Here is a 26,961-nt window from a genome sequence, read left to right as displayed (position 1 = left end):
TAGGTGAGCGTTAATGCTTGGACTTGGGGAAGGAAAACCAATTGTTGAGCCACTGAGTCCGCTGGTTTTTATCCCGCAGGTAGCGCCGGTACCCCAGATCATCCCAGTGGTTTTCCTGCACCGGCTGATCTTTCATCGCCTTCCGCATTCCGGACTCGACCGCCTGAGCCATATCTGCCGAGGTGTATCGCCGATCCGTAGAGGACTCCCAGGGCAGCGGGGCGCTCTGCCGGATGTTGTCGGCAATCTCCCGGTTAACCTGAATCATTCGCTTTGACTCTTCGTGGGTATATACCTTGTCGTGCCGGTGGAGGTAGGTTAGCTGCCGGGTCGGCGCCAGTTGGTAGGTCAGGTGTCCGCCGTTTGAATCTCGGCGCTCGACGATCTCAAAGCCCCGATCCCCAACATACCCCGGCCCCTCGTAGCCGTCCTTTTTGCCCTTGAAAAACTCCGGAATTGGTTTGGCCAGCACCGTCCCGAGCTGCAATGCCCCCAGCGCAATAATGAAGGGGACCAGCGGTAAGGTGACCGCCTTCGAGGCTGCGTTGGTCGCTCCTACCGCCGTGTTGAGAATGATCTCAAAAGCCGCTTGGGCTTTATCCGCCTCGGCCTGCCGGCGGCGCAGCACCCGGAGCCGCTCATTGTACCGCTGCTCGATCTGGGTTTTGGCTTCTTCGTTGTCCTGCACCAGGGACAACTCGTAGTCCTTCTGCTTTTCCAGCCGCTCGATGTCCTGCTGCCGGTTAGCACCGGTGATCTCCAGATACGAGGTCACTGCCTGACTGGCCAGCTGCCAGGCCATCTCCTCCAGCGCTTGCCGCTTCTCGGCCTCGTCTTTGGTAATCTTGGTTTTCTGCTTCTCGGCATCTTCGGTAATCTTTACCGAGGCGTCGGCGGCATCCTTCTGCTTGTCCAGCTGGTTCTTCTCGATTTCCTCGGCTTTCAGGGCGGCCGCTTCCTTGATCTGGGTTTCTCCCTTCGCCGAGGCCGCCAGCTTGTCCAGCAGTTCGGTGCTGCGCTTCTCGTCTTCGTCGTAGGCCTCGCTGGTCGCTTTGGCGATGTCATCGAGGTATTTGTTCCGCAGGTCAAACACGGCTTTTTGTCCGGCCTCTTCAGTCATCTGCCGCTGGGCTACCTGCCGCTCGATGTTCTGCTCCGCCTTGACATACGCCTTTTCCAGATCGGCCAGCCGTTTGGTCAGCCCCGTTTGCGTCTGGTCATCGATCACCCGCAGCCCGTCCCGCACCGCTTCCACTGCCTTGCGCCAGGCCTTGTCTTCCATCTGTTTGCGGTCTTTCTGGGCATTGGCCAGCGCGTCGGTGACTTTCTTCTGGGCCTTGTTGTATTCATCGGTGTTGGCCTTGCCCGACTCAACCAGCAGCCGCAGTTCCTTTCGGGCGCCTTCCACCTGCATCTCATACCGCTTATCGATGTACTCGGCTTCTGTCATCAGCCCGGCCTCGAAGTTGGCCCGCAGTCGGGATTCATCCAGATCATTGCCGGCCTCGATCTTTTGCAGGGCGTCTCTGAGCTTGCGCTCCCGTTCGGCCAATGCCTGCCGGTCCTTGACGGCCTGCTTCTTCTGGTCTTTCTCCCGCTGCTCGGCTTGCATCGCCGCCCGCTTTTTGGCCACTTCCTCCGCCCGCTCCTTTTCCTCGCCCAGCATCTTCAGGTCGATCTTCACCATCTCATCCACCAGCCGCTGGGCGTCGGCCATCCGCTGACCAATGATCTTCTTCTGATCGCCCGATGCCGCGTCGAACTGATTGCCCAGAGTCAGGGAGCTGCTTGACGCCTTCAGGATCGCCTGGTTGCGCTGCTCAGCGTTCATCTTGCGGAAGTCGTCGATGGGTTTACGTTTGGCGGCCTCGGCCTGCCGCAGCCGGCGGACGTTGTCGCCCCCCAGATCCCCCCGGAGCACGCTGAGCTTGCTCCAGTTCTGGAAAATGTAGATCCAGTCCTTCATCTCTTCGGTCTCGGCCTTCAACAGCCGCGAGAACCAGCTGTTGGCGTCGGTGTCGTTGAAGACCGTCGCCCGCAGCTCGGTCAGCGCGTTTCGCATCCGATTGAGGTTCGAGGCCGTCCGGTCCGAGTTCTCGGCTACCTTATCGCCGAAGGTCTTCTGAAAACCGTCCGCCAGTTTGGGCAGCACCTCGTCGGCCAGCAGCTGGCCTTTCTGGCCCATCTCCAGCATCTGCGATACCGTGACCCCCAGCTCTTTGGCCAGAATCTGCAAGGCGCCCGGCATGGCTTCGGCCAGCTGGCCCACCAGATCCTCAGCCTGCACCTTCTGCTTGCTGAAGACCTGCCCGGTGGCGATGATGGCCCGCTGAATCTGCTCGTTGGTGCGGTTCAGCCCCCGGCCGGCCACAATGATCGAATCCCAGATCCGGCGCGTCTCGGCCCCCTCCAGCGTGGTTCCCCGCGTGGCGCCGGCCAGGGTGATAAAGGCATCGGCGGTTGAGCCCAACTCCGCCCCCAGGCGGCTGGCTTCCTCCTTGATGAACCGCTCGGAAATGGCCGCTTCCTCCGCTGAGGTATGCACCGCCTTCAGGGCCGCGTTCAGCGACTCCATCTGAATGGCCGCCCCCACAATGGCTTTGCCCTCGCCCAGAATGGCCTGAAGCGTAATGATGCTGCCGGCAAAGCGGGTAAAGCCCAGGTAGGCCCCGGCGATGGTCTGCTGGTAGCTGCCCACCTGGCGGCCGTGAACGCCCATCGTGGCGTCCATGCGCTTCAGCGCCGTATCGGTCCGCTGAATGCTGGCGGCCAGTTGGACGGCCGCCCGGTTGTTCTGGTTCAATTTGCCCGTATTGGCATCAAACGCCCCGTCAAGACTGCGGAGCTGGCTGCGCATCTCGGCCAGCCTTCGGGAGAGCGCCGAATAGGTGTTGGCCGTTTCACTGACTGACCCTTTCGAGGTGTTCACCGCCCGGCCCAACTGCTCGAAGTTGGCCGTCAGCGATACCAGTTCTTTGGCAATCCGCTTTTTCTCCGCCACCACTTTGGCCGAGGTTCCGTTCAGCTCGGCATACCGCTTCATGAGTTCCTCGGTCCGCTGGGTGAGCGACTGCTGCACGGTCTGGAGCTGATGCTCGGCGGCCTCGACGGCTTTGGCCGCTTTCTGGTTTTCACGCAACCGGGCCGAGAGCTGGTCGACGCGCTGGTCGTATTCGGCCAGTTTGCGAAGGTCGCCCTCGGAGGCCAGCGAGACCCGGGTGCGGCCCAGCTCCCCCTGAAGGTCTTTCGAGGTCGCTACCAGTTCACCAAACAGTCGTTTGGATTCGGTCAGCCAACCTGCCATCTGCTGCTGCAAGTCGGAAAGTCCGGCCTTGAGGCCGGGAATGTCAATGACCTCTTCGGGCCGGATGGGATTAGGCATGGCGGTTATCGTTGGTGGCGTTCTGGTTCGCTTTGAGAATGGCCGTGTTGATCACGTCATCTTCCAGGATGATCAGCCCGTCCCAGTCATCGGAAGGTGGAATGTCGGCATCCTCGCCCAGGGCATCGTCAATCATTTGGATCAGCCGGGCGCGCTCGGCCTCCATATCGGCGGGATTCAGCTGCGCTAAGGTCTGGAGTTTTTCTTCTTCGCTCATGGTATTCCTTTGATTTAAATATACTGATTATTAATGGTTTAACCTTGGAAACGGCCCACTTTTTAGGCGAATTATTCGCCCTTTTTTCGTATCTTTTTAGAGTCAATTCATCCCCGAATTTCACCTATGGATACCCCAGCGCCCTCTTACGAATTTCTTACCTATCTGGTGGCGGCCGAGGAGGCCGAAGCCATTATGCAGCGAGGCATCTTTGCCAACGAGCAGGGGCTGATTCACCTCTACGAGGATGTCGAGCTCTTCAACGATGCGGCCGGCGGGTGCTCGGCCTTTCTCATCGACATTGCCATCCGCTTCCGCCCGGTGGTACACGGCAATGACTACCTCCGGCAGTACGCCGTCATCCGGGTGGCCGACCAGGGGCGCACCGGTGAGATGATTCCCGACCGGCGCCTGTGCGGCTACCCGTTCACTGAAGACACCCCGCCCATGGAGTGGGACCTCCGTCAGGCGTGGGTCGCCCCCCTCTACCTGGAGAACCTGGGTCCCTTTTCGCTCAATGACGAGAAGGTCGACCGCTTTTTCACCCCCGTTCGGCTCAAGCCGCTGCCCGAAGAAGCCTGAGCCTACCGGGCTATCCGCTGCCGCCGTGGATCGACCCAGTGTGGATCAGACTTTTTCACCCCGCCCGAAGGACTGCCGAACTTGGAGAAGACCGCCCCGCGGATGGCGTCCATGGCGTGGTCGTTGCCTTCGATGGGCACGTTGGTCGACACGCCGTTGAACATCACCCACTGGTAGTGGTTCTTCTCCCGTTTGAGGTTCAGACTGCGCCGGGTGTAGTGGACCCGGAACTCCTTGAGCTTGTTGATGCCCGCCTCGATGCTGCCCGGGCCCTTGCGGATACCGATGGCGTTGATGCCCGATAGCCGAACAGTCCCGCCCTTGCCTTCGACCAAAGCGCCGGTTCTTAGCTCCGCAATGCTTTTAGGCTCAGCCCCATCCCACCAGCTTTCTCTTCCGGCGGGCAGCTTCAGGGCGTGGTAGGCCTGAAGAATATCCGGGTTGGTCATACCCCGGGCGTAGAAGAGCTCATCGACGTACAGGTCCCGACCCTCCCGGGCGATCTTCACCAATACCGTGGGGTCGTTAGTAAAGCCGAAATCACCACCGAAGAAAGCCACCTGCTCCAGGTGAGAGGGAAACTGCTCGACTTCCACCCAGTCTCCGAAGATCAGCGCTTCGGTGGAGGGCTTGGGGTCCTGCTGGTAGAGGCTGTTGAAGGTGATGGGGTTCTCCTGACGGATCTTTTCGATCTTGGCCTGGCTGTGCCGCTGCGGCCACAGGGCCTCGCCTACCTTACGGGGGTCAAAGGCATTTTCATCCGCTGTTTTCAGGGCCGGAAAGGAGACGACCACCCAGCCCGTGGGGTTTTCGGGGCTCCAGACCCCGTCGCGGGCCAGCAGCCGGCCGCCCGGATCATCCTCGTGCCAGCGGGTCATAATCAGCACCTGGGCCGAGTTGTTGTGCAGGCGCGTCTCAAACACGTCCGTATACCAGTTCCACACGCTCTCCCGCACCGTCAGTGAGTAGGCCTCCTGGCGGTCCTTGATCGGATCGTCAATGATGCCGATGTCGACGGGCGTTCCTGTCAGGCTCCCGCCCACCCCCACGGTCTTAACAAAGCCCTGCCGACCCACCACCTCGAAGATTTCACTGTTGCGCAGGGCCGCACTGCCCGGGCCACCGCCCAGCCGGGTGAGGGGAAACAGGTTCTGATAGCGGGGCTGATCCATGCGGCGCTGGATGTCCCGGTTAAACGAGCCGGCCAGCGTGGCCGAATACGAACACACTACCAGTTTGGTGTCGGGGTCTTCCCCCAGCACCCAGGCCGGGAAGCTGCGGGTGGATAGCTCACTCTTGCCGTGCTGGGGCGGCACAAAAAGCATCAGCCGCTGAATCTGGCGGGTGTAGACCTTTTCCAGGTGGTCGGCGATGACGCCGTGAAACCACTGGGGCTGGTAGCCGGGGCGGATGTAAGGCATAAAGTCACGAAGGTGGTTACGCGCCAGCTGCCGGCGGTATAACTCGAGCTTCCAGCTCGCCAATGCGTCGTCGGAGTTCTTCATCGGATAGTTGGGTGACGTCTTCCAGGGGGATGGCCCCGCCGTCGGGGCCGGCCAGTTCGACTTTCTTGATGTATTTGCCGTGGTACTGCAGCATCTTGTCGATGGCGTCCTTGGGGTCGACCAGCTCGATTTCGGTGCTGATCACCTCGGCCGCGGCTTCTCCGTCGTTCCGCTCCACACGCACTGTCTGCTTCACCTTCTTTAGAAGCCCCCGGGCCCGGCGGGCGGCTTCGCTGCGCAGGTCGATGAGCCCGGCATCGTTGAGGAAGGGCTCGAGCGTGCCGCGGCCGTAGCGGGTCAGCCGCACGGCGGCCTCTTCGGTCGACATGGTCAGCCGGGCCAGCCGGGCTTCGATGGCCGCTTTGATGATCGCGTTTCTCAGCAGCCGCCAGCCGATGGTGGCCGCCGAGGGTTCGTGATCACTGTAGCCGGCACGGATGGCCGCCTGGGTGCCGTTGAAGTCGACGCAGTACTCTTCGACGAAGCGCCGCTGCTTGTCGGTGAGCGGATCGGACCACTGTCCGGCCGCCCCATCCAGCTCTTCTCCAGCCAGCTCCTCATTCCGTTGTTCTTCCATAGTGTACAATTTTTGCTTTACTTTTGGTGTAATGCCTTAATCAATGTTAAAATACGCAACTTTACATTATTGTTCTACTGTGCCCTCCAGGATGGCTTTCATGCCCGCTTCGTCGTGAGAATGCACCTTGCCATAGAATAGACACTGCCGTTTGAGACTGTCCGGTCCTTCACTGGTGGGCTGGGGGCAGAGCCGCTTGTCGTAGCGGTAAATGAGCACCTCCAGCCTGTCTTCGCGGGTAGGGGTGACCAGGATGAAGTGGTCTGCTTCGGCGCTGCCGCGAAACAGCACGACCTGGGCGTTGAAGGAGGATTGTTCGCGCTGTAGGCAACTAAAGCTCAGGGCTTCGGCCAGCGGGCGGAGGAGGTCGTAGGAAGGGGTCTGCCAGGGCATGGTGATATCGGTGGTCATACGATGTAGGAATGGTGGGGTTGAAAAGTGAATAGCGGAATATCCTGGGCCGGCACGTTTAGAATTGTTGAGAAGGTCGGGCGGCTGGGGCTCTCCACCATCCGGTGGGCGGGGGCTTCTTCCGGTAGGGAATCCCACTCCTTCGGGTAGCCGTTGGGCTCCTTTTCCAATATGGTTTTGACCAGCTGCAGGCGTTCGTAGTAAGGCCGGAAGGCTTTGCGGCCGTTGTTGGCTCTTACGTAGCGCAGGTGCGCGTCGACGAACTGCCCAAGGTCGGTAATAACACTGTGCCCGTTGAGGTAAACTGGGCCTTCGTGCAGGGGCGTGGCGGCAAAGAACTCCTCTAGCTCGATGACATTCCAAAGCTCGCCTTCCTGCAGGGGCTTCTCCTCCACAAGGGGCTTGACCGAGATCACTTCCAGACCAAGGGCTTGCTTCAGGTTTTCCAGGGCCTTTAAATGATCTTCTCGTGGGTTCTCGGTAGGCTGCGCATCGGGGGAAGGAGATTCAACCTCAGCGGCTCTATGATCCGGCTGCACCTGGGGCCGAACCACCTTAACGGGTTCGGGCCTCGTCTTGACTTCAATAGGCCGCTCGTAGGTTTCGGCGTAGATCGGCGCTGCCATGCCGAAACGAATGCCGTCACGGATGGTCTTCTGCGACTTGGCAAACATGGGCCACTCGCTGGCGATGGTTGCCAGTCGGTAGATGGCCGTCTCCTCGTCCAGTCTGCCAGCGCCGATGTAGCCTCCAGCCAGCCGAGACGCTTTCAGCAGCGAGGTATGGCGGTCCCCGGGTCCGGCGTTCTGCACCAGGCGGATCACCCAGCTTAGAATCTGGCTGTCGTCGGTTTGCCTGGCTGTTCGGGTATAGACCGGCTTAGGCGGGGGAGGGGTAAAGGTTCCCGACATCACCGCCGGACACTCGTTCCAATACGGCTCTCCATCGTAGGAGACAAAGCGCAGGTGGGTCGGGTTGCCACCTTTGGTCGGGTCGAGGTGAATGCCAAACCGCTCCCCAAACAGCTTCTGTAAGTAGCGGAAGTGAGCCGCCAGTGTGTCCGGTGTTTGATGTTCTGGCAGCCGCACGACAAACCACAGCCCTCCGCGGACCGAGTAGGCGCAGAGAAGTAGATAGGGCAGCCGGCAGAGGTGGTACTTTAGCCGGGCCATGTCGACGCCCGGATTGTCCTTCACGTCGATATCGCCCATTAGCAGCGGGTGCTGCCGGATGATCTTCTCGGCAAAGGTGGTGTCCCGCTTGCGGTGGTTCAGCAGCGCCACCGGGGAGATGGCCGGAAGCTGCTTCTTCATCTCATCCTGTCTCGCCGGGTCCACCTCCGCCCGGATGGCTTCGATGGTCGAGCGGTAGTAGCGGGTAGTCACGATCCGCCGAAGGGTGGTCTGCTGAGCCGGCACATTGGCAAAGGTGTTGCGCTGGTGGTCGAACTCGAAAAAGCTGATTGGCAGGTCCAGCAGAGGGGTGTTAGCCTCCATAGTTCTGGCAAGTGCTTTAAGTGAAGTGAATTACTTTAAAGTACTTTAGACGGCCCCACTTTAAAGTACTTTAATACTTTAATCACCCCCCCCTATAAGGGGGGTGTTAAAGCAGTTAAAGTAATGTACTTTCAGTGGGGATAATTGGATCAACCTGATCACCTTGCGGAGGTAGGTTGAGGTGGTAGGTCTGGCCTTCCTTACGGATCAGCCCGCAGTCGAGGTAGTAGGTCAAAAACTCGACGGCCTTGTTGTCCCCGAAAGAATACCCATAGTAGGCCGCAGCCTCTTTGATGCGAAACTTGGTAGCTGCGTGTTTGCCAGGTTCTACGTTTTGAAAAGCCCTCCAGACGATCAGCTGATGAATAGGGCTCTCCAAGTTGGAAGGACCAAAGGACCTCGGAGCTTTGGGTTCCTCATCGCTTCTTCCGTTTTTCTTGCCTGAACCTTTCTGTTCCGGCTCCCAATCACTTACCAGTTTTGGTAAACCATATTCATCGATTTGAAATGCAAACTCTTCAAATTCCTTATCCCGGCAATATTCTGGCTTCACGATGGAAATGGATTTGTCATTGGGATCGAGGGCGACGGACACGACTGTTTCGGATTTGTTTTGAATCTCAGTTCCGAGAACCCCCCGAATCATGTCATTTCCCTTATTCTGGTGAATGATGACCATGAGATGAATGTTCAGATCATAGGTCCACCGAAGCAGGTCATCGACTCGGGCGGTAGATTCTGCATTATCATTGATGTCGACGACCAGATCCCGGATGCCGTCGATGACGACGAGGCCAAGATTAGGCGTGTTATAGATCAGCCATTTGGTCAGTGCCAGACGTTGTTCGGTACTAAGCGAACGGAGGGAATAAACGTGGAGGTTTTCCGGCATTTCCTGACCGGCCAGCCGGCAGATCCGTTTAACCACTCGCAAAACGTGAAAGCGGGACTGTTCCATGTCCAGATGAATAACAACCCTTTTTTCAGGTGGTAGAGAGCCGGTGAAACGTAGGATCTTTTCACTGCTTAGAGCAGCGGCTACCGCCGCCGTGATTGAAAATGTCTTTTTTGCCTTGGGCTTTCCAATTACGGCCGAGAAGTTGCCCAATGTCCCAAAGGTGCTGGTCTGGTCGTTGTGCTGGATGCTGAGGCACACCTGATCTGGGGGCAAATCCTCGTCGGGTAAGACTCGAAACGCTTTTTTAAGAGCTTCGTAGTCGATACTCTGACCAGCTTTCTCCTTGCCGTTTTGTTTCCATCCCTCGCTGGTGAATTCGAAGTTGGGAATATCTCCTAAATCTTCGTCGGACATGCCGAAAATGGGCGGTTCCTGCGTATCTTTGTGATATTCAGACATTATTGCGGGATTTTAACGCAGGGCGTTCATGGTGGTGCATGGCGCCCTGTTTCATGATGGCTGACGAAACTGAGTGATTAGCTGCTGAAGCGTGTGAGCCTTCGAGTCGGGGGTCCTTGGGTCAAAAGCCAGCATCTCCAGGGTCTGAAGGGAGAAGTTCCAGGACTTTGCTTCCGGAAGCCAGGTATTGTGGCAGTGGAGGGCTTCCTCAAAATCGTCCTCGGACCAATAGGGCTTTGCATTGAGGATCGCCCATCGTCTCTGCTGCGCCTGCTGAATCAGAGCTACTTCTTGCGGGGTTGGATGGTCGATGATCATGGATGGGAAGGCAATAAGGAGTGAAACCAGGTCCAGAAACTGGCGAAGTCACGAGCCACGTAATAGATCCCGCCGGATTGCTCGATCTGCTGCTGCGTCTTCCGCTGGGCATCGCTCATCCGGTCCTTACCAAATTTGATCTCGATACTGACATGCTGGCCGTTAATAACCCCATGGAGGTCTGCGGTGCCCCGTTTGGTCTGCCCTGCCCGGAACCGTTTGGTCCTGGGATCATATTGGCCCTGTGATTGGACCCGTGTCACGTAGAAGCCAAATGCCTCGAAGGTCTGAAGGATAGCCCTGGTCAGCCCATTGGTGGTGTTGGTCTTAATGATAGGTCGGGGGATGCCGTAATCCGGAAGGCTGGGGAATCGCTCCCGCTTTTGCTGCCACAGCCGGTCAGCCAATTGTTTTTCGGGGGAAGGATAATAGTGGGAGGTCATGCTGCTTTGCGCCCTCCTCTGCGCCGGGAACCTAAGTAGCTGTCAACTTCGTCCCCAATTTCAGCACTAGTTTTTTGTTTTCCCGATTGAAGCCATTGGATCAATTCGGTTCGGGAAAACCATAGGCGACCAGCGACCTTACTGTGGGGAACCCTGCCTTTTGCGGTAAGATTGTAGGCGGTCTGCCTGGCGAGGCCGGTCACTTCGCAGAAAATCTCCACACCTCCTATATCCTGCTTATGGGGCTTAGTGGGAGATTGAATCAGCTCTTTTAGGGAGGTGATTTCTTCAGTCAGAGCGGAGATTTGTTGACTCTGCTTGTAAATGATGGTTGGGATGAGATCCCAGGAGACGGGCGGCTGTTCCGACCCATTTTTCGTTTTAGCTTCCATTGAAGAATGGATTAAATGAAAAATGATTTGGAAAGCTGGTTGTACCCTGCCTGTAAGCCAAAAAAGCTAAGGAGCAGCCGACAGGAGATCAACCTAAGTTGAATCACCCATCCGACTGCCCCTTAGCCGAAATGTTTGATAACTAATGCTTTCAGGCTGCTAAATAGACTATATTGTCTGTCTACCACATATGTGCCTAATGCAATAATAGTATTTTTAATTAGTTAAAGCAAGAAATTTTTACTTTTCCTTTTTTCCAAAATTGAGTAGTGCCTTCGTGTACTCCCGTTTGACATCATCCTCAAAGCTATCGAGGTAGTTGTCAGTCGTCTTTAGGTCATTGTGTCCAAGACTCTCGGAAATGAACTCAATAGGAGCCCCTGAACGCTTCATGACGGTGGCGAAGCTATGCCGGGCATAATACGTCGTCACCGGCTTCTCAATGCCCAGCGAGGAGGCAATACGCTTCATGTACTTATTCAGATACTTATTCATGTACTGAATCAACTCTCTTTCCCGCTTTGGGGTTATTCCTGGGGAAAGGATGGGGAATACATAGCTTTCAGGGCGTTTCTCGGTGTTGCCCCACTTCTCAATAATCTCTTTCGCTGGATCGGTCAAAATGGCCACTACCGCCTTTTGTTTGCCCTTGGTACTGCGAGCCGTTTTGGCCCGGATAAATACGATCCGGTCCCCGTCAATGTCTTTCCATTTGAGCCGGCAGATGTCTTTTAAGTTGATGCCGTTGCACAGGTAGGAAAATACCCAGAAGTCCCGGGCCTTGTCTTCCGGGCTACCGGGAAGGGCAGGGTAGTGGAACAGTCTCTCCACCTCGGTCAGGGTTAATGCCTTTTTGATGTTTCGGCCTCCGGGAATCTGGTACCTATTCTTGCCAAAAGGGTACTGTTTTGGAGTTAGAACACCTTGGTCAATGGCCTGGTTGATGATGGCCCTTAAAGCACGGAGGTAAATGCCGATGGTGGTTGCCGACCGGCCTTCCAGAATCATGTACTTTTCGTAGCCCTTCAGAAAGTCGACCGTGATGTCCGGAAGCTTCAGGCGCTTACGGTAGGAGGTCAGCGAGGAAAGAGCATTGCCGTAAGACTCGGCCGTTGCCCGCCGGCCTTCGGCGTCCAGGCTCTTAATGTGGGTGGTAAATGCATGGGCAAGGTCATTGCGAAGGGCCGCCTGTCTGGCGTCTTCGGTTTCACTTCTAAAGTATAGACTCTCAAAGCCATCGAAAGAAAAGACTTCCATGCCCTTGATTACTTTTTCAGCCCGCTTTTCAAAATCGGTGATGCGTTCTCTGATTTCCCGAAGGTCACGGCGGGTTTTGGCTTTGTCCTCGACGTCTTTCCAGGTAGCCTCGGTTAGGTCCATGCCGATACTGTAATATTTGCGCAGGCGCTGGTAGGTGATCCGAAGCTTGAGAGGGTAGGAGCCATCGGCTTTTTCACGGCGGGTATCCAGGACGACGGCGGCAGTGGCGGAGGGTAGTTTCATTCAGGGTGTATCAGACCTTGCTACACAATTTGATACACGAATTTAGTAAAACCTCCCAAACAGTAGTAATAGACAAAGTAAAGATAAGGATAGAAAGCTCTTATTTTTAGCTATTTGGTGAATTATTAGTAAAAAGAGGTAAAGGGTGGTAACTGATGTAATACTGACTCTTAATCAGTGGGCCGACAGTTCGAACCTGTCCGGGGTCACTTGAAAATCAAATACTTAAGGTGCACCTTGAGTGGCTTTTCTTATTAGGGTCACCACAAGGGACACCACAAATTTCAAAATTTGCTAATATGGTTTTATTTAAAGAGGCCGACCCCAGGTCATTCACTTAGCTAACAAAAAGGTCAAGTCCTATTGCACTTTTGAGCAATGTCAGCTGTCCAGCACTGTGCTCACTTAAAAGCTTATTATGAGCGCAAGGTAGGTGAAGGTAAGAACCGCATGCTGGTGCTCAATAATGTTCGCAACAAGTTGGTCTTACGGATGTTTGCTTGCGTTCGGCAGGACCGTAATTATGACAAAAATTTGTCTCCCCCTATTGTTTAGATTATAGAAATTGGTCCGATTAAGGATGGCCACAATCTGATTCTCGGTGAACGCTTTCATTTTCCTGTGACATTTAAAATTAGACCTTTTCGAGGCTAATCCTACACTGTCTTAATTTCTGGGAAGCATATAAAAATAGGAAAACCGATCAGACTGTCAAGAAATGAGGAGCCCGTGGCCCGATTGACCTGACCTGTCTATCCTACAAGGTTAAAAAGAGGAATTCCAGATTGGCCGTTTCGGACCAAGTTATTGTATTGGCATAGGATATGCTCTAACCTCCTAGGCATAATAACCTTATTTTTTGTGATCACTGACAACCCGGTTGCCCTGAGGCTGGGTTGTTTTTATTCTACTGAGTCTGTTTTTTGGGGCTGTAAGGCCAGAATGACCGCTGGAATTCTCCGACGGGAAACCGCCAGCAACAAGTCTCCGGACAACTTTACTTCTACATTTTTCCCTTTCTAGCCGTGAATGGTGGTTGGGGTTAATTAAGGCTTTCTTGCTGATCCGCACAAATGAGGTCAGATGGCCCTGCCATCGAAGGACGCGCCGTAAGTACCCGCTCTCCATCCACCAGATGAAAGCAACAGTAGTTGCCCCGGCCCGCCACCCACAGAATCTCCCGGATAGGCACAAAGGAGGGGATGGAAGGAAGTTTCACAAATCTAGATACCTATTATTCATCTGAAAGCATGGCCAGAAAAAAGGTTAGGTAAACTGCATCTATAGTCCATTCAAAGAAAAAGCCGGGGCTCAACTGAGTCCGGCTTTTCAGGTTGATCGGGAATTTTCAAACCCTTGTTGGAGATGATAGGGATGTAACTACCCCCTTTTTCTTTCGGACTATTCTTCGAGCCTATGGGTAGTTCCCTTTATTGAGTGGTAAGGAAATCTACCTGCTTTTCCCACCGCTTTGCCTTCCTGTAAAACAAAACCCGGTCCCATATGGCCGGGCTGTTTCATTTTAAATTCATCAGGTGGAGTAAAAACCACTTCCCTCCTCATGATCGCTAAAACAATTTAGAATTATTATCCCAATTCTTCGACCTGCGCCAGGGCATTGCTGACTGGATAATTATCTTCGGGTTGACCCCCTCGACCGGATGCCGGCTCTCCAGCCAGCTAAAAATGCCCATTGTGGCCAGGCCACCGGTTAACAATCCGGTGACGGTAGCCAGGATTTCCACCAAGGGTTCAGGCACGAAGGGTTGCCACCACGACCACGTAATCAGATCGTCTCTAACCACATAACTGATCAGAATAAAGGACAACAGATTCAACCCCTTTCCCATCGGCCACTAAATTACGTATATAACTTCCCTTACTAACCGTTTGGAAAGAAAAAGGGAGCACTTCCTGAGCAAATGGAACAGGAATTGAGTGATCGGCAGAATAATTTTCCCAGCTCCTGACAGGATATCATCTTGCCATAAGACCAGACTTGCCTTTTTCGAAGCACTTACTTGGTCGGATTGCCTAACGTGTCGGCCCACAACTCTTTGAAGGCGAGAGCCAGCAATTGGTAGTCGTAAAGTCGATGAAATTTTGTAAAAAAGGAGGTCGCGCCTAGCAGTCTTCCCCGCTCCTGATCCGCGGCATGCGATGAGGTGGTCTACAGGAAGGTGGGAATCTATTGGGTGGCGGGGTGAGTCCGGATTCGCACCAGCGTTTGCAATCCATCCAGGCGGGGCATGTTGATGGCCAGAAAAATGCAGTCAGGCAACTAAGTTGGTATACCTATCAAACCGACTATAAACATAAGTCATCCCGAAATTTAAGGTGATTCAAAAAAGCGAAAACCTTCCGAGCTTAGTGTTGCGAACAACTAACCGGAAGGTTTTCTTATGTTCAAAGGACTTGTCAAACATCGGAATTGTCCTCAAAGATGTTAAGCAGCATGGCCGGGATTTTCATCGGCGTCTTGAAGCCTTTGTTGCGTCTTCGCTCGAAGAGTTAAATGCTCATACATACTGACGTTTAGTGTGCACCTTTAGCAGCCTGAGGGCCAGTATCGTGCGGTTTCGCCACCACAACCACGAAATGGGTCAGTCAAGAATAAAATTGCCTAGTTTATTTTAGGACGAGAAGAAATAATCCGGCTTATTGATCTGATGTGATATGGCTTTTTATTAAAGTTATTTGTCAGCGCGTCCAGGTACGCTTCCAGGGCTACCAGAAATTTAACCCGCTTCATCGACTTCTGATATTTATAGATTTGAATCAGTTCATTGATCATATACTTTGTATATTGAAGCTTATAAAGCCTGGTCCGACTGCTTCTTAAAAGGAGAGAATGGTTGCGGAACCCGTAATATTTCCGCCAGATAATCTCCGGATTCCAGTCCTGATTGACTACTTCCTTGGCACTGGGATGGGAAAACAGACTGTCTGTCACGGTGATCAGCGGGAATCCGTTATGGAGCGCCCGCAGACAGAACTCGGTCTCATCTCCCCAGATGAACATCTCTTTCAGGGGGTAGCCGATCTTTCCGAATACCTCCCGGGCAATCAATGTCCCATTAAACGGGTTGATCGATCCGAAAACGGCGTTTAGACCTTCAATTTCTTCCAGGGTCGTTATCAGGTGATCATTGAACCGCAGGGAAAAGGCCAGGCGGGTTGGATTCTCTTTCGCCACGACCAGAGAATTAAGGATGCAAGGACCCATCCTGGGAAACGCCATTAATTTAGCAAGGGACTGCGGGTGAGGAAACCCGTCGTCATCCATAACCCAAACCCAGTCATAGCCCCGCTTGCAGGCTTCGATCATTCCCCGGTGGAAGCCTCCTGCCCCACCGGAATTGGTCTGATGAAAGACCAGCAGTCCGGATTGCCTCTCCAGCCATTGTTCCGTGCCGTCTGTGCTCCCGTTGTTCACCACCAGGATCGCTTCCGGCAGGCGGGTTTGCCGATGAAGAGCTTCGATACAAACTTTTAACAATTCCAGACGATTGTAGGTGACTACAACGGCCGCTACTGTGGAAGTCATTTGAGTGTAGTTCTGGTGATCCGGGCCTGTTTTCAGTCTCCACTGTATGGTTGGACCTGAAATAGCTTCTTCCTGAAATTGGCAGGAAGATTTCTAATTTCCAATTTGGAGTTAAGTAATTCTATCGAGCAAACGAGTAAATACTTTGCTTGACTTTAAGTAGAATCACCTATGAAGATTGAACTTTTTTATGATTCCATTGAACAAATCAGGATGTTTTGTGAATGGAAATACCCCTATCGTTCATCTGGCGAATTAGATTGACCGGACATTGCCTCCAACAATCAGGCTGTCGGATCTACTTACAGAAGAAAGTGGTTCCTCTTCAGGGAATACTTAAGTAGGCAAAAAGCCCGTATTAATTAATCGAACGGCCTGGTTTAGCCTTAAAATCCGATCGAACGGGAAGGCCCGCCCATTCCGCCTTCCTGCTCCCATTCCATCATGCCTTTCATTAATAGACATGACGCTCATGTCGTGAATTGAGAAAATTCAATTTTATAAATGATTAATGTTTAATATTTTAATTTTTTTATAAGTTATATAGGGATTCCTTTACATACTTTTACTTGTCTTGGAAGCAGACGCTTTTTAGGGCGGAATACATCATTTTCTACCTGCTATATGAAAAAAACTTTACTGAAAATTTCCACATTAATGCTGGTAATTTATCTGGCGACCGCATGCGGATCTACCCGGAAACTTACCTACTTCCAGAGTGAAACGGCGGAGGGAGACAGCCTGACCGTGGCAAAGCCGTTTATACCGATCGTCCAGAGTGGGGACGTCCTGTCGGTTCAGATATCCAGTTTAAACAATAAAGCCTCCGCTTACTTCAATCCGTATTCATTTATTACCGCCCAGACACAGGCTTCCAGCGAAACCGCCCATCTGGCTCAAGCGCCGGGCTACCTGGTTGCCCGGGACGGTTCCATTCAACTTCCGCTCGTCGGGAAAATAGTCGTTGCAGGTCTGACCACCGACCAGGTCGGCGAACTGATCACCGAATCGTTGAAAGATTTCCTGAAAGAGCCGACGGTGAGTGTCAGGAACCTGAATTTTAGGATTTCGGTGATGGGAGAAGTGGTCCGACCTTCGTTATTTACAATTCCCAATGAACAGATCACTCTTCCGGAGGCCCTGAGCCTGGCCGGAGACGTTACCATCTATGGCCGGCGTGAAAATATTCTAATCAGCCGGGAAGCCAACGGAAAGCGGGTGTTCGCCCGGATCGACCTAACGCGACGGGACATCTTCCGGTCGCCGTATTATTATCTGCGGCCCAACGACATCGTCTATGTGGAACCGAGCAAAGCCCGGGTTGCCACCGTAGATCGTTCCTCCCAAATTTTGCCTATTGTCCTGAGCGCCCTATCCTTTATTGCAATCATTGTCCGTCGGTATTAACCTCCCCTTTACGTATGGCAACGAACGAATACACGTATGCAACCTATCGGGTGCATGAGGTTAAGAATGCCTCCGCCCAGGCAGTTCTGATGCGCCATCTGAGCCATTGGCCTTGGTTTCTCCTTTCCATCGGGGCTGCACTCATCGGCGCTTCCATCTATACCCTTTATCAGCAGCCGGTATATAAGGTTCAGGCAAGTCTGCTGATCAAAGACGACAAGAAAGGACTTTCGGAAGAAAGCGTGCTCAAGGAACTGTCCATCTTCACTCCTAAAAAGGTAGTCGAGAACGAAATCGAGATCCTTCGGTCGCGGACCCTGATGACCGATATCGTGTCGCAGTTGGGAATCGACGTCCAGTATTTTGGTGAAACCCCCTGGGGTATGCGGGAAATATACAAACAGGCTCCGGTCCGGCTAGTGGTGGAGCGCCCCAAAGCCGCCCTTTACGAGACCGAGCTGAAACTGTCGTTTACCAAAAACGGGATCGTCCAGATCAACGAACACCCCTATCCCATCAACCAGAGTGTAGATTCCCCCTACGGACGCATCCGGGTGTTTGCCCGGCACCCGCTAAAAAATGATACCAAACCGATGCTGATCCGGGTATATCCGAGGTCCCTGGCCGTTACGGGCTACCTCGACCGGCTCAAGGTGGAACCGACCAGCAAGGCCTCTACGGTTTTGCAGATCTCCCTGGAAGACCCCGTTCCGGAAAAAGGAGAGGCCATCATCAACCAACTCATCATGGCCTATAACAAGGCCGCCGTCGTGGACAAAAATCGGGTTGCCTACGCCACTCTGCATTTCATCGAAAACCGGCTTCGTCTGATCTCAGGCGAACTGGCTGCCGCCGAGAAAAGGGTAGAGTCCTACAAGGCTGCGCAGGGCATCACTGACCTGGGCACCCAGGCCCAGAGTTTTCTGCTTCGAGTGCAGCAGAACGACGCTCAGCTGAACCAGACGGATATACAGTTGGGCATCCTGAGGGATGTCGAGAATTACGTCAACAGCAAGATTGAAGCCCGAACCGTGACGCCCGCCACTCTGGGCCTGAACGATCCGATCCTGCTGGGGCTGCTCACCCGGCTGACCGAACTGGAAGCTCAGCACGATGAGATCAGCCGGACCACTTCTATTCGGAACCCCCTCCTACAAACCCTGGAGAGCCAGATCAAGGCCGCCCGGACTAGTATTTCGGAAAACCTTTCTTCTATGAAGCAAATGCTTTCCGGGACCCGCCAGCATCTGGTGTCGGCCAACCTTGAGCTCGAAAGCACGATCCGGACGCTTCCCCACAAAGAACGTGCGCTGGTCGATATCACGCGCCAGCAGTACATCAAAAATAACCTGTATACCTACCTGCTTGAAAAACGGGAAGAAACTGCCCTGTCCTATGCATCTACGGTCTCGGACAGCCGCATCGTCGACCCCGCCAGCAGCGGTGACGAACCCGTCAAACCGGTCAAACGGATGATATACCTGCTTTTCGGGGTATTCGGGTTACTTTTTCCTGTAGGCATCATGTCGGTATATGATCTGATGAATGACCGGGTGAATCGCCGGTCGGAGGTGGAAAGCGCCACCAGCGTACCTATTCTGGGAGAGGTCATGCACAGCAAGAACAGACAGGCTCTGGTGGTTCAGACGCCCAGCCGCTCGGTCATCTCCGAACAGATCCGCGCCCTACGGACGAACCTTCAATTTCTGCGGAGCCACCCCAGAGATAGTCAGGTCGTTCTGTTCACGTCGAGCATCAGTGGTGAAGGGAAATCGTTCATATCGCTGAACCTCGGCGCCAGCCTGGCGCTGGTGAACCAGACGACCGTCATCCTGGAAATGGATCTGCGGAAACCCAAGCTGCATTCCCTGCTGGGCATTAAAAATGCCGCTGGTCTGAGCAACTACCTGATCGGCGAAGCCGGGCTGGAGGATGTGCTCCAGCCGGTGCCCGGTTTTCCGAATTACTGGATCATCACGAGCGGCCCTCTGCCGCCAAATCCGACGGAACTGATGTCCACTCCCCGCCTGTCGGCGTTGTTTGAGGAGTTACGGCAGCGATTCGCCTTCACGATCGTTGACTCCTCCCCAATCGGCCTGGTCACCGATGCGCAGCTGATCGCGCCCTTTGCCGACAGCACACTGTATGTGGTCCGGCATGACATGACGCCGAAAGTACACTTGCGGATGCTCGACAGTCTGAACAAAGACCAGCGATTTCCCCGGCTCGGCATTATCCTAAACGACGTACAAACCACCCAGGCAGGCTACTATAACTATAATAATAACTATTATACACCGGAGCCGAAGAGTGCAATTCGGAGATTGATTGAACGCATCTGATCAGGTAATATACTGTCCACTCCCTTCCTAAACAGGGCTAAACTTTAATTCGTCATGGTTGATCAACTTTCTCGGACGCTGGCCGCCCAGCGTCCGGCCAGATCACTTATGCCCATAACAGGGGGTAATTACACGAGCTGGGGGAAACTTCTGTTCGACTCCGTGATTGCCTTCCTGGTCACTGCTGGCATCCTGTTCTGGCTGATTCCTCTGATAGGCATTGCCATCCGGCTGGAATCCCCAGGACCGATCCTGTTCGTCCAGATGCGCACCGGACGTAATGGGCACCCCTTTCGTTGCCTGAAGTTCCGGACTATGCGGTATAAACGGAATGCAGAGTTTTTGCAGGCCACCCCGAACGATCCCCGCATCACGCGCCTGGGCCACCTTCTCCGGAAGACCAATCTGGACGAAATGCCACAGTTCCTGAATGTGCTGGCAGGGCATATGAGCATCATCGGTCCGCGCCCTCACCCCATCCAGCTCGACGCCCAGTACTGGCAATCCCTTCCGGGCTATGTAAACCGGTACTGCGTCCGGCCGGGCATTACCGGACTTGCCCAGGCCCGTGGGGCGCGGGGAGAAACCGCTGAATGGTACAAGATGCATCAGCGGCTGCGCTATGACCAGTGGTATATCCGCCGGCAGAGTCTGGGGCTAGACCTGATGATCTGCTGGTGGACCATAGCCGCCCTTTTCAGGAAGAACAATAATGCCTGCTAATTCAATAAAACCTGACAATCCGATGGTTAAAGTATTGAAAACAAGCCTTTTTGATGCCGGCCTGCCTGCCGCCGTGGATCAGTTAATCGAGGAATGCACTCATCCGGCTGGCCCACCCAGCAAATGCATCAGCGCGACCGGAGCGCATGGACTTGTAACGGCCTGGAAAGACCCCGGATTTAAAGCAGTCCTGGATTCCTTCTACTGGAATTTACCGGACGGTATGCCCGGGGTCTGGGTCGGCCGACTTAGGGGAGCTGCCCGCATGACCCGGTGCTACGGCCCCGATTTTTTCCGGAGAGTGATAGAAGCCTCCGCCAACCAGGCCATCGGACATTTCCTGTGTGGCGGCAAGGAGGGCGTTGCCGAGGCCCTGAAAGCGGCTGTCGGAACGAGGTATTCGAATTTCAACGTGGTCGGCACCTTCTGTCCGCCCTTCCGCGACCTGTCGGAGGAGGAGTTTCAGGAGCTGGGAAGGCGAATCGACCAGTCGGGGGCCAGAATCGTCTGGATCGGTCTCAGCACCCCCAAACAGGAGCGTTTTGCCCATTGCCTGGCCCGGTATACGCAGGTTAATTTTCTCATTACCGTCGGGGCTGCTTTCGACTTTCATACCGGCCGGGTTCGGCAGGCTCCGGCCTGGATGCAGGCAGCCTCCCTGGAGTGGCTATTCCGGTTGCTGATGGAGCCGAAACGGCTCTACCGTCGCTATCTGGAGATCGTCCCGCTGTTCATTCTTCTCAACCTAAAAGAGTTTTTTTCCATCACTAAACACACATACAAAGCATGAAAAAGGCGCTTGTTTGCGGAGCCGGGGGCTTTATTGGCGGGCACTTGGTCAATCGACTCAAATCCGAAGGCTACTGGGTCCGGGGGGTCGACATCAAAACGAACGAATACGGAAACAATCGGGCCGATGAGTTCTATCGGGGGGATCTCAGGCAGCCGGAAGTGGTCAGGGCCGTCGTCACCGACGACTTAGACGAAATCTACCAACTGGCCGCGGACATGGGAGGTGCCGGTTTTGTCTTTACTGGCGACAACGACGCCGACATCCTGCATAACTCCGTCCTTTGCAACCTCAATGTCCTGGAAGAGGCCAGGAAAAAGGGCGTAAAACGGATTTTTTATTCGTCTTCAGCCTGTATGTATCCGGAATATAACCAGCTCGACCCCGACAACCCGAAGTGCTCGGAAAACTCGGCCTATCCGGCTGCGCCTGACAGTGAATACGGATGGGAGAAACTTTTTTCTGAACGGCTTTATCTGGCCTACCAGAAAAACTACGGACTGGAAGTCCGGATTGCCCGGTTTCACAACATCTTCGGACCGGAAGGGACTTGGGACGGAGGTCGCGAGAAGGCCCCGGCCGCCGTCTGCCGGAAAGTGGCGATGGCGGAAGACGGGGGATTTATCGAAATCTGGGGGGATGGCCTGCAAACCCGCTCGTTTCTGTTTGTGGACGAATGCATTGAGGGAATCAGACGGCTGATGCAGTCCGACTTTTCGGGACCTGTCAACATCGGTTCCGAGGAAATGATCGCCATCAACGACTTTGCCCGGATGGTCATTGAACTTTCCGGCAAGAAAGTATTCATCCGAAACATTCCCGGGCCGGTCGGGGTGCGAGGACGAAACTCGGACAACCGGCTCATCCGGGATAAACTGGGATGGGCACCAACCCTGCCGCTTCAGACCGGGGTAGCGAAAACCTACATCTGGATCACCCGCCAGGTTCAGGAGAAAATTCAGGAACACGTAACGGCCTGATGGACAGGATCACGGCCTCCCTATCGCACCTTGAGCGTGAGCTGACGGCTCACGCTCAAGGCACCAAACAGGTCTTTTTAAGGCCCGGAGACTCCCTGTCCGGACTGACCCAGTTCGCCTACGGGGTATTTATGCGGACCGACCACTGCGAACGGCACGTTCATCCGACCATGGAGGAGTGTTTTTTCTTTCTGAAGGGCGATGGCCGTTTCGAGATCGGTGAACAACATATTCCCCTGGGAAAAGGGGTTTTCGTCCGGGTACCGGCAGGAGCCGCTCACCGCCTGGTCGCAACTGGAGAGGAACCGCTGGAATATATCTACTTCGGCATTGCAATAGGGTGACCACCTCCGAAATAGCATTCGAAATTCGATGACTACAATCAATCAGACTACGACCGCCGGCTCTCCGTTCTCAAAACGGGTGGTGCGACGCTTTGCGATCAATGTGGCCTCCCTCTTCAGCGTCCATATTGCCAATTATCTGTTGCCCCTGCTCACCGTTCCGTTTGTAGTCCGGATCATCGGACCCGAACGCCTTGGACTCCTTCAATTTTCCCAGGCCTATATTGCCTATTTTACCCTGCTGATCAATTTCGGATTCGACATGGCGGGCGTCCGGAAGGTTGCCGCCCACCGCGAGGATAAAGCACTCGTCAATCGGATCTTCAGCGAAATTCTGGTCGGCAAGGCTCTTTTATTACTGGTTTCGTGTCTGATCTTCGCGTTCATTTCCGTATCCAGGGCGGATTTTAACCGCTATTTTATTCTTCATCTCAGTACTTTCATCAGCTGTTTCGGTACGGTATTTTTTCCAATTTGGCTGTATCAGGCCATGGAAGACCTGGGCAGAGTGGCTCTCTTTCAACTGGGTATAAAGCTTCTTTTCACCTGCTCGGTCTTCCTGATCATCCGACAGCCTGACGACTACATCTATTATAATTTATCCCTAAGTATTGCCCATGTGATCGTAAGCGGCCTGGCGCTTTTCCGTGCTTTCCGGCGATTTAATCTCTTGTTTAAATTTCCATCGTTTCAGGAGTTACGAGACCGATTCAGCCAGGATAGCATCCTATTTTATTCTTCCATCACCATCACGCTTTATTCCAGTTCGAATGTGTTCCTTCTGGGGCTTTTAAGTACGCCCTATCATGTCGGTATCTTTTCGGCCGGCACCCGGCTCGAAGCCATTGCCCGCTCTTTCGTCGGCCTCGCGTTAAACCAGGCACTGTTTCCAATCATGGCCCGGGCATTCGGGGAAAGTCCCGAGAAGGGTTTGAAAATTATCCGTACGGCTTTTTTTCCATTGCTGCTGGTATTGATCTGTATCTCGCTATGTCTCTGGTTCATCGCTCCCTATTTCATTACCGTGTTCTATGGGAAGCAATTTTCGGAGGCAGAATCAGTGCTTCGACTGGTCTCGATTCTGCCGGTTACCATCGGAATCAGCAACCTCCTGGGGATTCACACCATGCTCAACTTGAAAATGGACAAACCCTTTTTTTTAATAACGGTTTTCGGCTCCCTGATCGGGCTGGTGCTGAACGTCATTCTTATCAGGGAGTATACGCATACCGGCGTGGCCTATGCCTGGGTGGCGTCGGAGATTTTCATCACCCTCGCCATGTATTTCTTTCTGGTCTATCAGCGGGTGCAGGTGATCCAACCGGCACTCCTGTTCCGGTTATACAATTACGGCAAGATCCGATTAACCCTCTATTTGACGAAGTGATATGGAAACGGTTGCTGCTGTCATAGTTACCTATAACCGGCTGGATGAATTGATGAAATGCATCCGGAGTCTCAGGCTGCAATCGTATCCTTTAAAGCACATCATCGTGTTCGACAACGCAAGTTCGGACGGAACTCCTTCCTGGCTGCTTTCCCAGCAGGACATCGGCTGCATTTTATACGAGCAGAATATCGGCGGAGCCGGCGGTTTTCATTTTGCCCTTCAGGAAGCCTACCGGCAGAAATTCGGCTGGTACTGGCTCATGGATGACGACTGTTACCCGGCTGAAAACTGCCTGGAGTTACTGATGAGCAGTGAAAATAAGGAGCAGTATGCCGGCCTGGCGCCGACCGTTTATGAACTGGGTAAAATTCCGTTGCTCCACCGGGGAAACCTGGTTTATAAACCGAATTTATCCATCCTTCAGGTCCCGATCGAACGGCCGGAGAAACAGGCCCGTATTTCGGAAATCGACTACGCTTCCTTCGTCGGGCTGTTGCTTCCCCATCGTTCCGTTACGAAGGTTGGCTTTCCACGCCCGGAATTTTTTATCCATCATGACGATGTCGAATACAGTCTACGGTTAAAACGGCAGGCCGGACCGATCGGGCTGGTTCATGAGGCCCGGATAGATCATTTGATGGCCGCCAGTAAACCGGTAGACGGGAAGAAAAAACCGGACCAGATCCCTCTCGAAAAGCTTTGGATCCGATTCTTCGGCATCCGGAATAATATCTGGCTGAAACGAGCTCTCTGGAAAGAACTTCAATCCCGCCACCGGCTGAACCTCTTTTTAAGCTTCTCCAAGGAACTCTCAGTACAGCTGTGCAAAGTGATTTTGTTTGACGACCATAAAATGAAACGGATGCGATTTTACTTCCACGCTTACCGGGACGGTTGGTATGGCAATTTTGACAATGCTAAACCTAAAAAACTATTGAAGTTATGAGAGTTCTGATGGTAAGTTTTTTAATTGAAACCGACCCTTCCGGGGTGGTGACCTATTACCGGAATACGGCCCGAGATTTGAAAAATAAAGGGGTTGGGGTAGAGGTCATTAGCTCCGGATCGATGCCGCGCTTCTGGCGGTATTTCCTGGGAATACTCCGCCGAATCATGCTTCGTATCGGCAGAGTTCCCACTTTTCTTTATTACGAGTTCGCACACTTTACTTCCATCTATCTGGCCGTCAGGAGAGCCCGGCGTGAAACTTTCGATCTCATTCATGCGCAGGATGTGGTGACGGGAGTAGCCGCCTTTCTGGCCTTAAAAAAAAGCATTCCGGTGGTGCTGACCTGCCACTTTAACGACAATCCCGTAACAGAAAGAAAAGAGTCGTTCGGTCTGAACGGGCATCTGCTTAAACAGACGGAAAATTGGTACCGTTATCTGTTTTCTTTCGTAAAGCATTATGTGTTTGTATCCAACTATGTTTTCGAAAAATCCTGCCACCTGTTTCCGTCCGATTGTAAGAAAATCATTATCCACAATACCATCAACCTGAAACGGATTCATCCGAAAATAGCGCCCTTATCACCGGATCATCTTATTATCAGCAACGTAGGTTATGTGGAGGAGCGGAAAAACCAGAAACTATTGATTCAAATCGGGAAGGAACTTTCCCGGCGCGGCATTCAGAACTTCACGATCTGGATCATTGGAGACGGTCCGAAACGGGAGGAGTATGAGGCCCTGACAGCGGCCAGTCACTTGACCGACCGGGTCAAATTCCTGGGGCGGCAGGTTGATCCGTGGCAGTTGGTGGCCAGAAGTCATCTGTACGTCCATACGGCCTTGAACGATAATTGCCCCTACGCCCTGCTCGAAGCGATGGCCGTGAAAACCCCGGTGCTGGCCCTGCCGGTGGGCGGAATCCCCGAAATCCTGCCCCGGGATTATGGATGGCTGCTTAGCGAAACCGTCCCTGCCCTGACCGATCAGATTCAGAAATATTTCGACGAAAAGGAACGGAGAAAGCTGGTCACCGCCCAGACTGACTTCATCAGGGGCCATCTGGATCACCAGGTCGCCGTCCGGAAACTCATCGATTTTTATCACGAAACCATTCATTTCCAATGAATGTCCTCTGGTTAGCGGCCGTTCCGCACCCCACGGTGATTGACCACCCGGTGCCCTGGGTCACTTCTCTGGCTGCAAAGCTGGTGGCCGGCCGGCGAACGAACATCACCGTCGTAAGCTATTCTTCGCATATCCGTCAGGATGAGGAACTGCACAGGGACGGAGTAAGGTACGTTTTTCTGAAGGTTCCTCCCGACAAGTGGGACCTGCTTTCAGGCTATACCCGACGAATCGGCATCGTCAGAAAGTACCTGTCCCGCGAGGCAGGTCAGTATGACTTACTGCACGTGCATGGTGCAGAACAGCAATACCATGCGATGGCCAGCGGGATCACCCTCCCGAGGGTGCTTTCGGCGCAGGGGTTCGTGACGGAGTATTACCGGCACCTGCCTAAAAAACCGGATTACCGCCATCTTTCCTGGCTGGCGGCCGGGTATTACGAGAAGAAATACATCCCGACAATCCGGCATTTTATCTGCCGCACGCACTGGGACCAGGCCGTGATCAGAAAACTGCACCCGGGGGCCATCATCCACCACAACTGGGAGATGCTCCGGCCGCAATTCCATCATCCCATCAACCGGACATCCTCCACCCAAAAAAACAATATCCTGTTCATCGGCGGCACCAATTACATCAAAGGAATCTGCGAAGCCCTCCGGGCAATGGATCTGCTGGTTCCCAGGCTTCCGGTTCGACTTCTGGTGACCGGCTTCGGAACCCGGTCGGAACTGCTGAAGATGGCGTCCTCCCTATCATTAAAAAACATTGGGGAGATTCATCTGGAACATCGGGGCATGTTGGGACCGGACCAGCTTTGGAAAGCCTTTCAGGAATCCTTCTGCCTGCTTCATCCCTCCCACATCGACAACAGTCCCAACAGCGTCTGTGAAGCGCAGCTGGCCGGCCTTCCCGTGGTGGCCACCGATGTCGGGGGGGTGTCGTCCCTGATCGATTCAGGAAACACCGGGCTGCTCACCTCCCTGCAACCGGCGGAAATCGCCGGGGCCGTCCAAACCCTCTGGGCCGACAACTCGCTCCGGGAGAGACTGTCACACCAGGCGAGGGAAGTAGCCTTAGGCCGGTTTGACCCGGATCGGATTACCGAAACTACCCTGTCGATTTATCACAAGGTGCTCAATAACCCCTGATGCTATCATACCGACAAAGCCTGTAAAC

Annotated in this window: 23 protein-coding genes; 11 read left to right on the top strand and 12 right to left on the bottom strand. The window is 53.8% G+C overall.

Going from position 1 to position 26,961, the window contains the following annotated elements; all coding sequences use genetic code 11:
* Window positions 1-10: 10 nt before the first annotated feature.
* Window positions 11-3,382 (bottom strand): tape measure protein, encoded by a 3,372-nt coding sequence (locus tag DX909_RS23985; RefSeq protein WP_128547779.1) that lies wholly within the window; start codon window positions 3,380-3,382, stop codon window positions 11-13.
* Window positions 3,375-3,599 carry a hypothetical protein gene (locus DX909_RS23980; protein ID WP_128547778.1) on the bottom strand — a complete coding sequence of 75 codons (225 nt, stop codon included), beginning with the start codon at window positions 3,597-3,599 and terminating at the stop codon, window positions 3,375-3,377. Before DX909_RS23980 ends, DX909_RS23985 begins: the two co-directional genes overlap by 8 nt.
* Before the next feature lie 126 nt (window positions 3,600-3,725).
* On the opposite strand from DX909_RS23980, the gene DX909_RS23975 reads away from it, so the two are divergent.
* The gene (locus tag DX909_RS23975) at window positions 3,726-4,181 is read left to right on the top strand and encodes a hypothetical protein (RefSeq protein ID WP_128547777.1); all 456 of its coding nucleotides are present in this window, start codon (window positions 3,726-3,728) and stop codon (window positions 4,179-4,181) included.
* A gap of 2 nt (window positions 4,182-4,183) precedes the next feature.
* Here the strand turns inward: DX909_RS23975 and DX909_RS23970 are convergent, their stop codons facing one another.
* The 10 genes from DX909_RS23970 to DX909_RS23915 all read right to left on the bottom strand — a co-directional run bounded on the left by DX909_RS23970 (window position 4,184) and on the right by DX909_RS23915 (window position 15,730).
* Window positions 4,184-5,686 (bottom strand): terminase large subunit domain-containing protein, encoded by a 1,503-nt coding sequence (locus DX909_RS23970; protein WP_128547776.1) that lies wholly within the window; start codon window positions 5,684-5,686, stop codon window positions 4,184-4,186.
* Window positions 5,619-6,263: a terminase small subunit gene (locus DX909_RS23965; RefSeq protein WP_128547775.1), complete on the bottom strand. Its 645-nt coding sequence runs from the start codon at window positions 6,261-6,263 to the stop codon at window positions 5,619-5,621. The genes DX909_RS23970 and DX909_RS23965 overlap by 68 nt, the downstream gene beginning before the upstream one ends.
* Before the next feature lie 66 nt (window positions 6,264-6,329).
* Window positions 6,330-6,674 (bottom strand): hypothetical protein, encoded by a 345-nt coding sequence (locus DX909_RS23960; RefSeq protein ID WP_128547774.1) that lies wholly within the window; start codon window positions 6,672-6,674, stop codon window positions 6,330-6,332.
* Window positions 6,671-8,170: a DUF6965 family protein gene (locus DX909_RS23955; RefSeq protein ID WP_128547773.1), complete on the bottom strand. Its 1,500-nt coding sequence runs from the start codon at window positions 8,168-8,170 to the stop codon at window positions 6,671-6,673. Before DX909_RS23955 ends, DX909_RS23960 begins: the two co-directional genes overlap by 4 nt.
* A gap of 115 nt (window positions 8,171-8,285) precedes the next feature.
* On the bottom strand, window positions 8,286-9,527 hold the full coding sequence (locus tag DX909_RS23950) for an AAA family ATPase (RefSeq protein WP_128547772.1): 1,242 nt from the start codon (window positions 9,525-9,527) through the stop codon (window positions 8,286-8,288).
* Window positions 9,528-9,578: 51 nt separating this feature from the next.
* A complete protein-coding gene (locus tag DX909_RS23945) occupies window positions 9,579-9,845 on the bottom strand; it encodes a hypothetical protein (protein WP_128547771.1) in 267 nt (88 codons plus the stop codon).
* Window positions 9,842-10,288 (bottom strand): VRR-NUC domain-containing protein, encoded by a 447-nt coding sequence (locus DX909_RS23940; protein WP_128547770.1) that lies wholly within the window; start codon window positions 10,286-10,288, stop codon window positions 9,842-9,844. Before DX909_RS23940 ends, DX909_RS23945 begins: the two co-directional genes overlap by 4 nt.
* On the bottom strand, window positions 10,285-10,680 hold the full coding sequence (locus DX909_RS23935; RefSeq protein WP_128547769.1) for a helix-turn-helix domain-containing protein: 396 nt from the start codon (window positions 10,678-10,680) through the stop codon (window positions 10,285-10,287). Before DX909_RS23935 ends, DX909_RS23940 begins: the two co-directional genes overlap by 4 nt.
* A gap of 240 nt (window positions 10,681-10,920) precedes the next feature.
* Window positions 10,921-12,183, bottom strand: coding sequence for a site-specific integrase (locus DX909_RS23930; protein WP_128547768.1), 1,263 nt, complete (start codon window positions 12,181-12,183; stop codon window positions 10,921-10,923).
* Between the two features lie 2,623 nt (window positions 12,184-14,806).
* Window positions 14,807-15,730 carry a glycosyltransferase family 2 protein gene (locus DX909_RS23915; RefSeq protein WP_128547766.1) on the bottom strand — a complete coding sequence of 308 codons (924 nt, stop codon included), beginning with the start codon at window positions 15,728-15,730 and terminating at the stop codon, window positions 14,807-14,809.
* Window positions 15,731-16,354: 624 nt separating this feature from the next.
* Between DX909_RS23915 and DX909_RS23910 the strand changes: the two genes are divergently transcribed.
* Genes DX909_RS23910 through DX909_RS23865 form a run of 10 tightly spaced genes read left to right on the top strand, consistent with a single transcriptional unit; the run spans window position 16,355 to window position 26,933 of the window.
* Window positions 16,355-17,137: a polysaccharide biosynthesis/export family protein gene (locus tag DX909_RS23910; RefSeq protein ID WP_128547765.1), complete on the top strand. Its 783-nt coding sequence runs from the start codon at window positions 16,355-16,357 to the stop codon at window positions 17,135-17,137.
* A 14-nt stretch (window positions 17,138-17,151) separates the two neighbouring features.
* A complete protein-coding gene (locus DX909_RS23905; protein WP_128547764.1) occupies window positions 17,152-19,479 on the top strand; it encodes a GumC family protein in 2,328 nt (775 codons plus the stop codon).
* A gap of 54 nt (window positions 19,480-19,533) precedes the next feature.
* The gene (locus DX909_RS23900) at window positions 19,534-20,202 is read left to right on the top strand and encodes a sugar transferase (RefSeq protein ID WP_128547763.1); all 669 of its coding nucleotides are present in this window, start codon (window positions 19,534-19,536) and stop codon (window positions 20,200-20,202) included.
* Window positions 20,192-20,992, top strand: a complete 801-nt coding sequence (locus tag DX909_RS23895) for a WecB/TagA/CpsF family glycosyltransferase (RefSeq protein WP_510186350.1) — start codon at window positions 20,192-20,194, stop codon at window positions 20,990-20,992. The genes DX909_RS23900 and DX909_RS23895 overlap by 11 nt, the downstream gene beginning before the upstream one ends.
* Window positions 20,989-21,972: an NAD-dependent epimerase/dehydratase family protein gene (locus DX909_RS23890; RefSeq protein WP_128547761.1), complete on the top strand. Its 984-nt coding sequence runs from the start codon at window positions 20,989-20,991 to the stop codon at window positions 21,970-21,972. Before DX909_RS23895 ends, DX909_RS23890 begins: the two co-directional genes overlap by 4 nt.
* Window positions 21,972-22,316, top strand: a complete 345-nt coding sequence (locus DX909_RS23885) for a cupin domain-containing protein (RefSeq protein ID WP_128547760.1) — start codon at window positions 21,972-21,974, stop codon at window positions 22,314-22,316. The genes DX909_RS23890 and DX909_RS23885 overlap by 1 nt, the downstream gene beginning before the upstream one ends.
* Window positions 22,317-22,344: 28 nt before the next feature.
* The gene (locus tag DX909_RS23880; protein WP_128547759.1) at window positions 22,345-23,703 is read left to right on the top strand and encodes a flippase; all 1,359 of its coding nucleotides are present in this window, start codon (window positions 22,345-22,347) and stop codon (window positions 23,701-23,703) included.
* Window position 23,704: 1 nt separating this feature from the next.
* Window positions 23,705-24,652 carry a glycosyltransferase family 2 protein gene (locus DX909_RS23875; RefSeq protein ID WP_128547758.1) on the top strand — a complete coding sequence of 316 codons (948 nt, stop codon included), beginning with the start codon at window positions 23,705-23,707 and terminating at the stop codon, window positions 24,650-24,652.
* Window positions 24,649-25,782, top strand: coding sequence for a glycosyltransferase family 4 protein (locus DX909_RS23870; RefSeq protein WP_128547757.1), 1,134 nt, complete (start codon window positions 24,649-24,651; stop codon window positions 25,780-25,782). The genes DX909_RS23875 and DX909_RS23870 overlap by 4 nt, the downstream gene beginning before the upstream one ends.
* Window positions 25,779-26,933, top strand: coding sequence for a glycosyltransferase family 4 protein (locus tag DX909_RS23865; protein WP_128547756.1), 1,155 nt, complete (start codon window positions 25,779-25,781; stop codon window positions 26,931-26,933). Before DX909_RS23870 ends, DX909_RS23865 begins: the two co-directional genes overlap by 4 nt.
* Window positions 26,934-26,961 lie beyond the last annotated feature (28 nt).

This window comes from Larkinella soli, assembly GCF_003703975.1.
GTDB lineage: Bacteria > Bacteroidota > Bacteroidia > Cytophagales > Spirosomataceae > Larkinella > Larkinella soli.
Note: the sequence above shows the minus strand (reverse complement) of the source record. Positions and strands in the feature narration are given on the sequence as shown.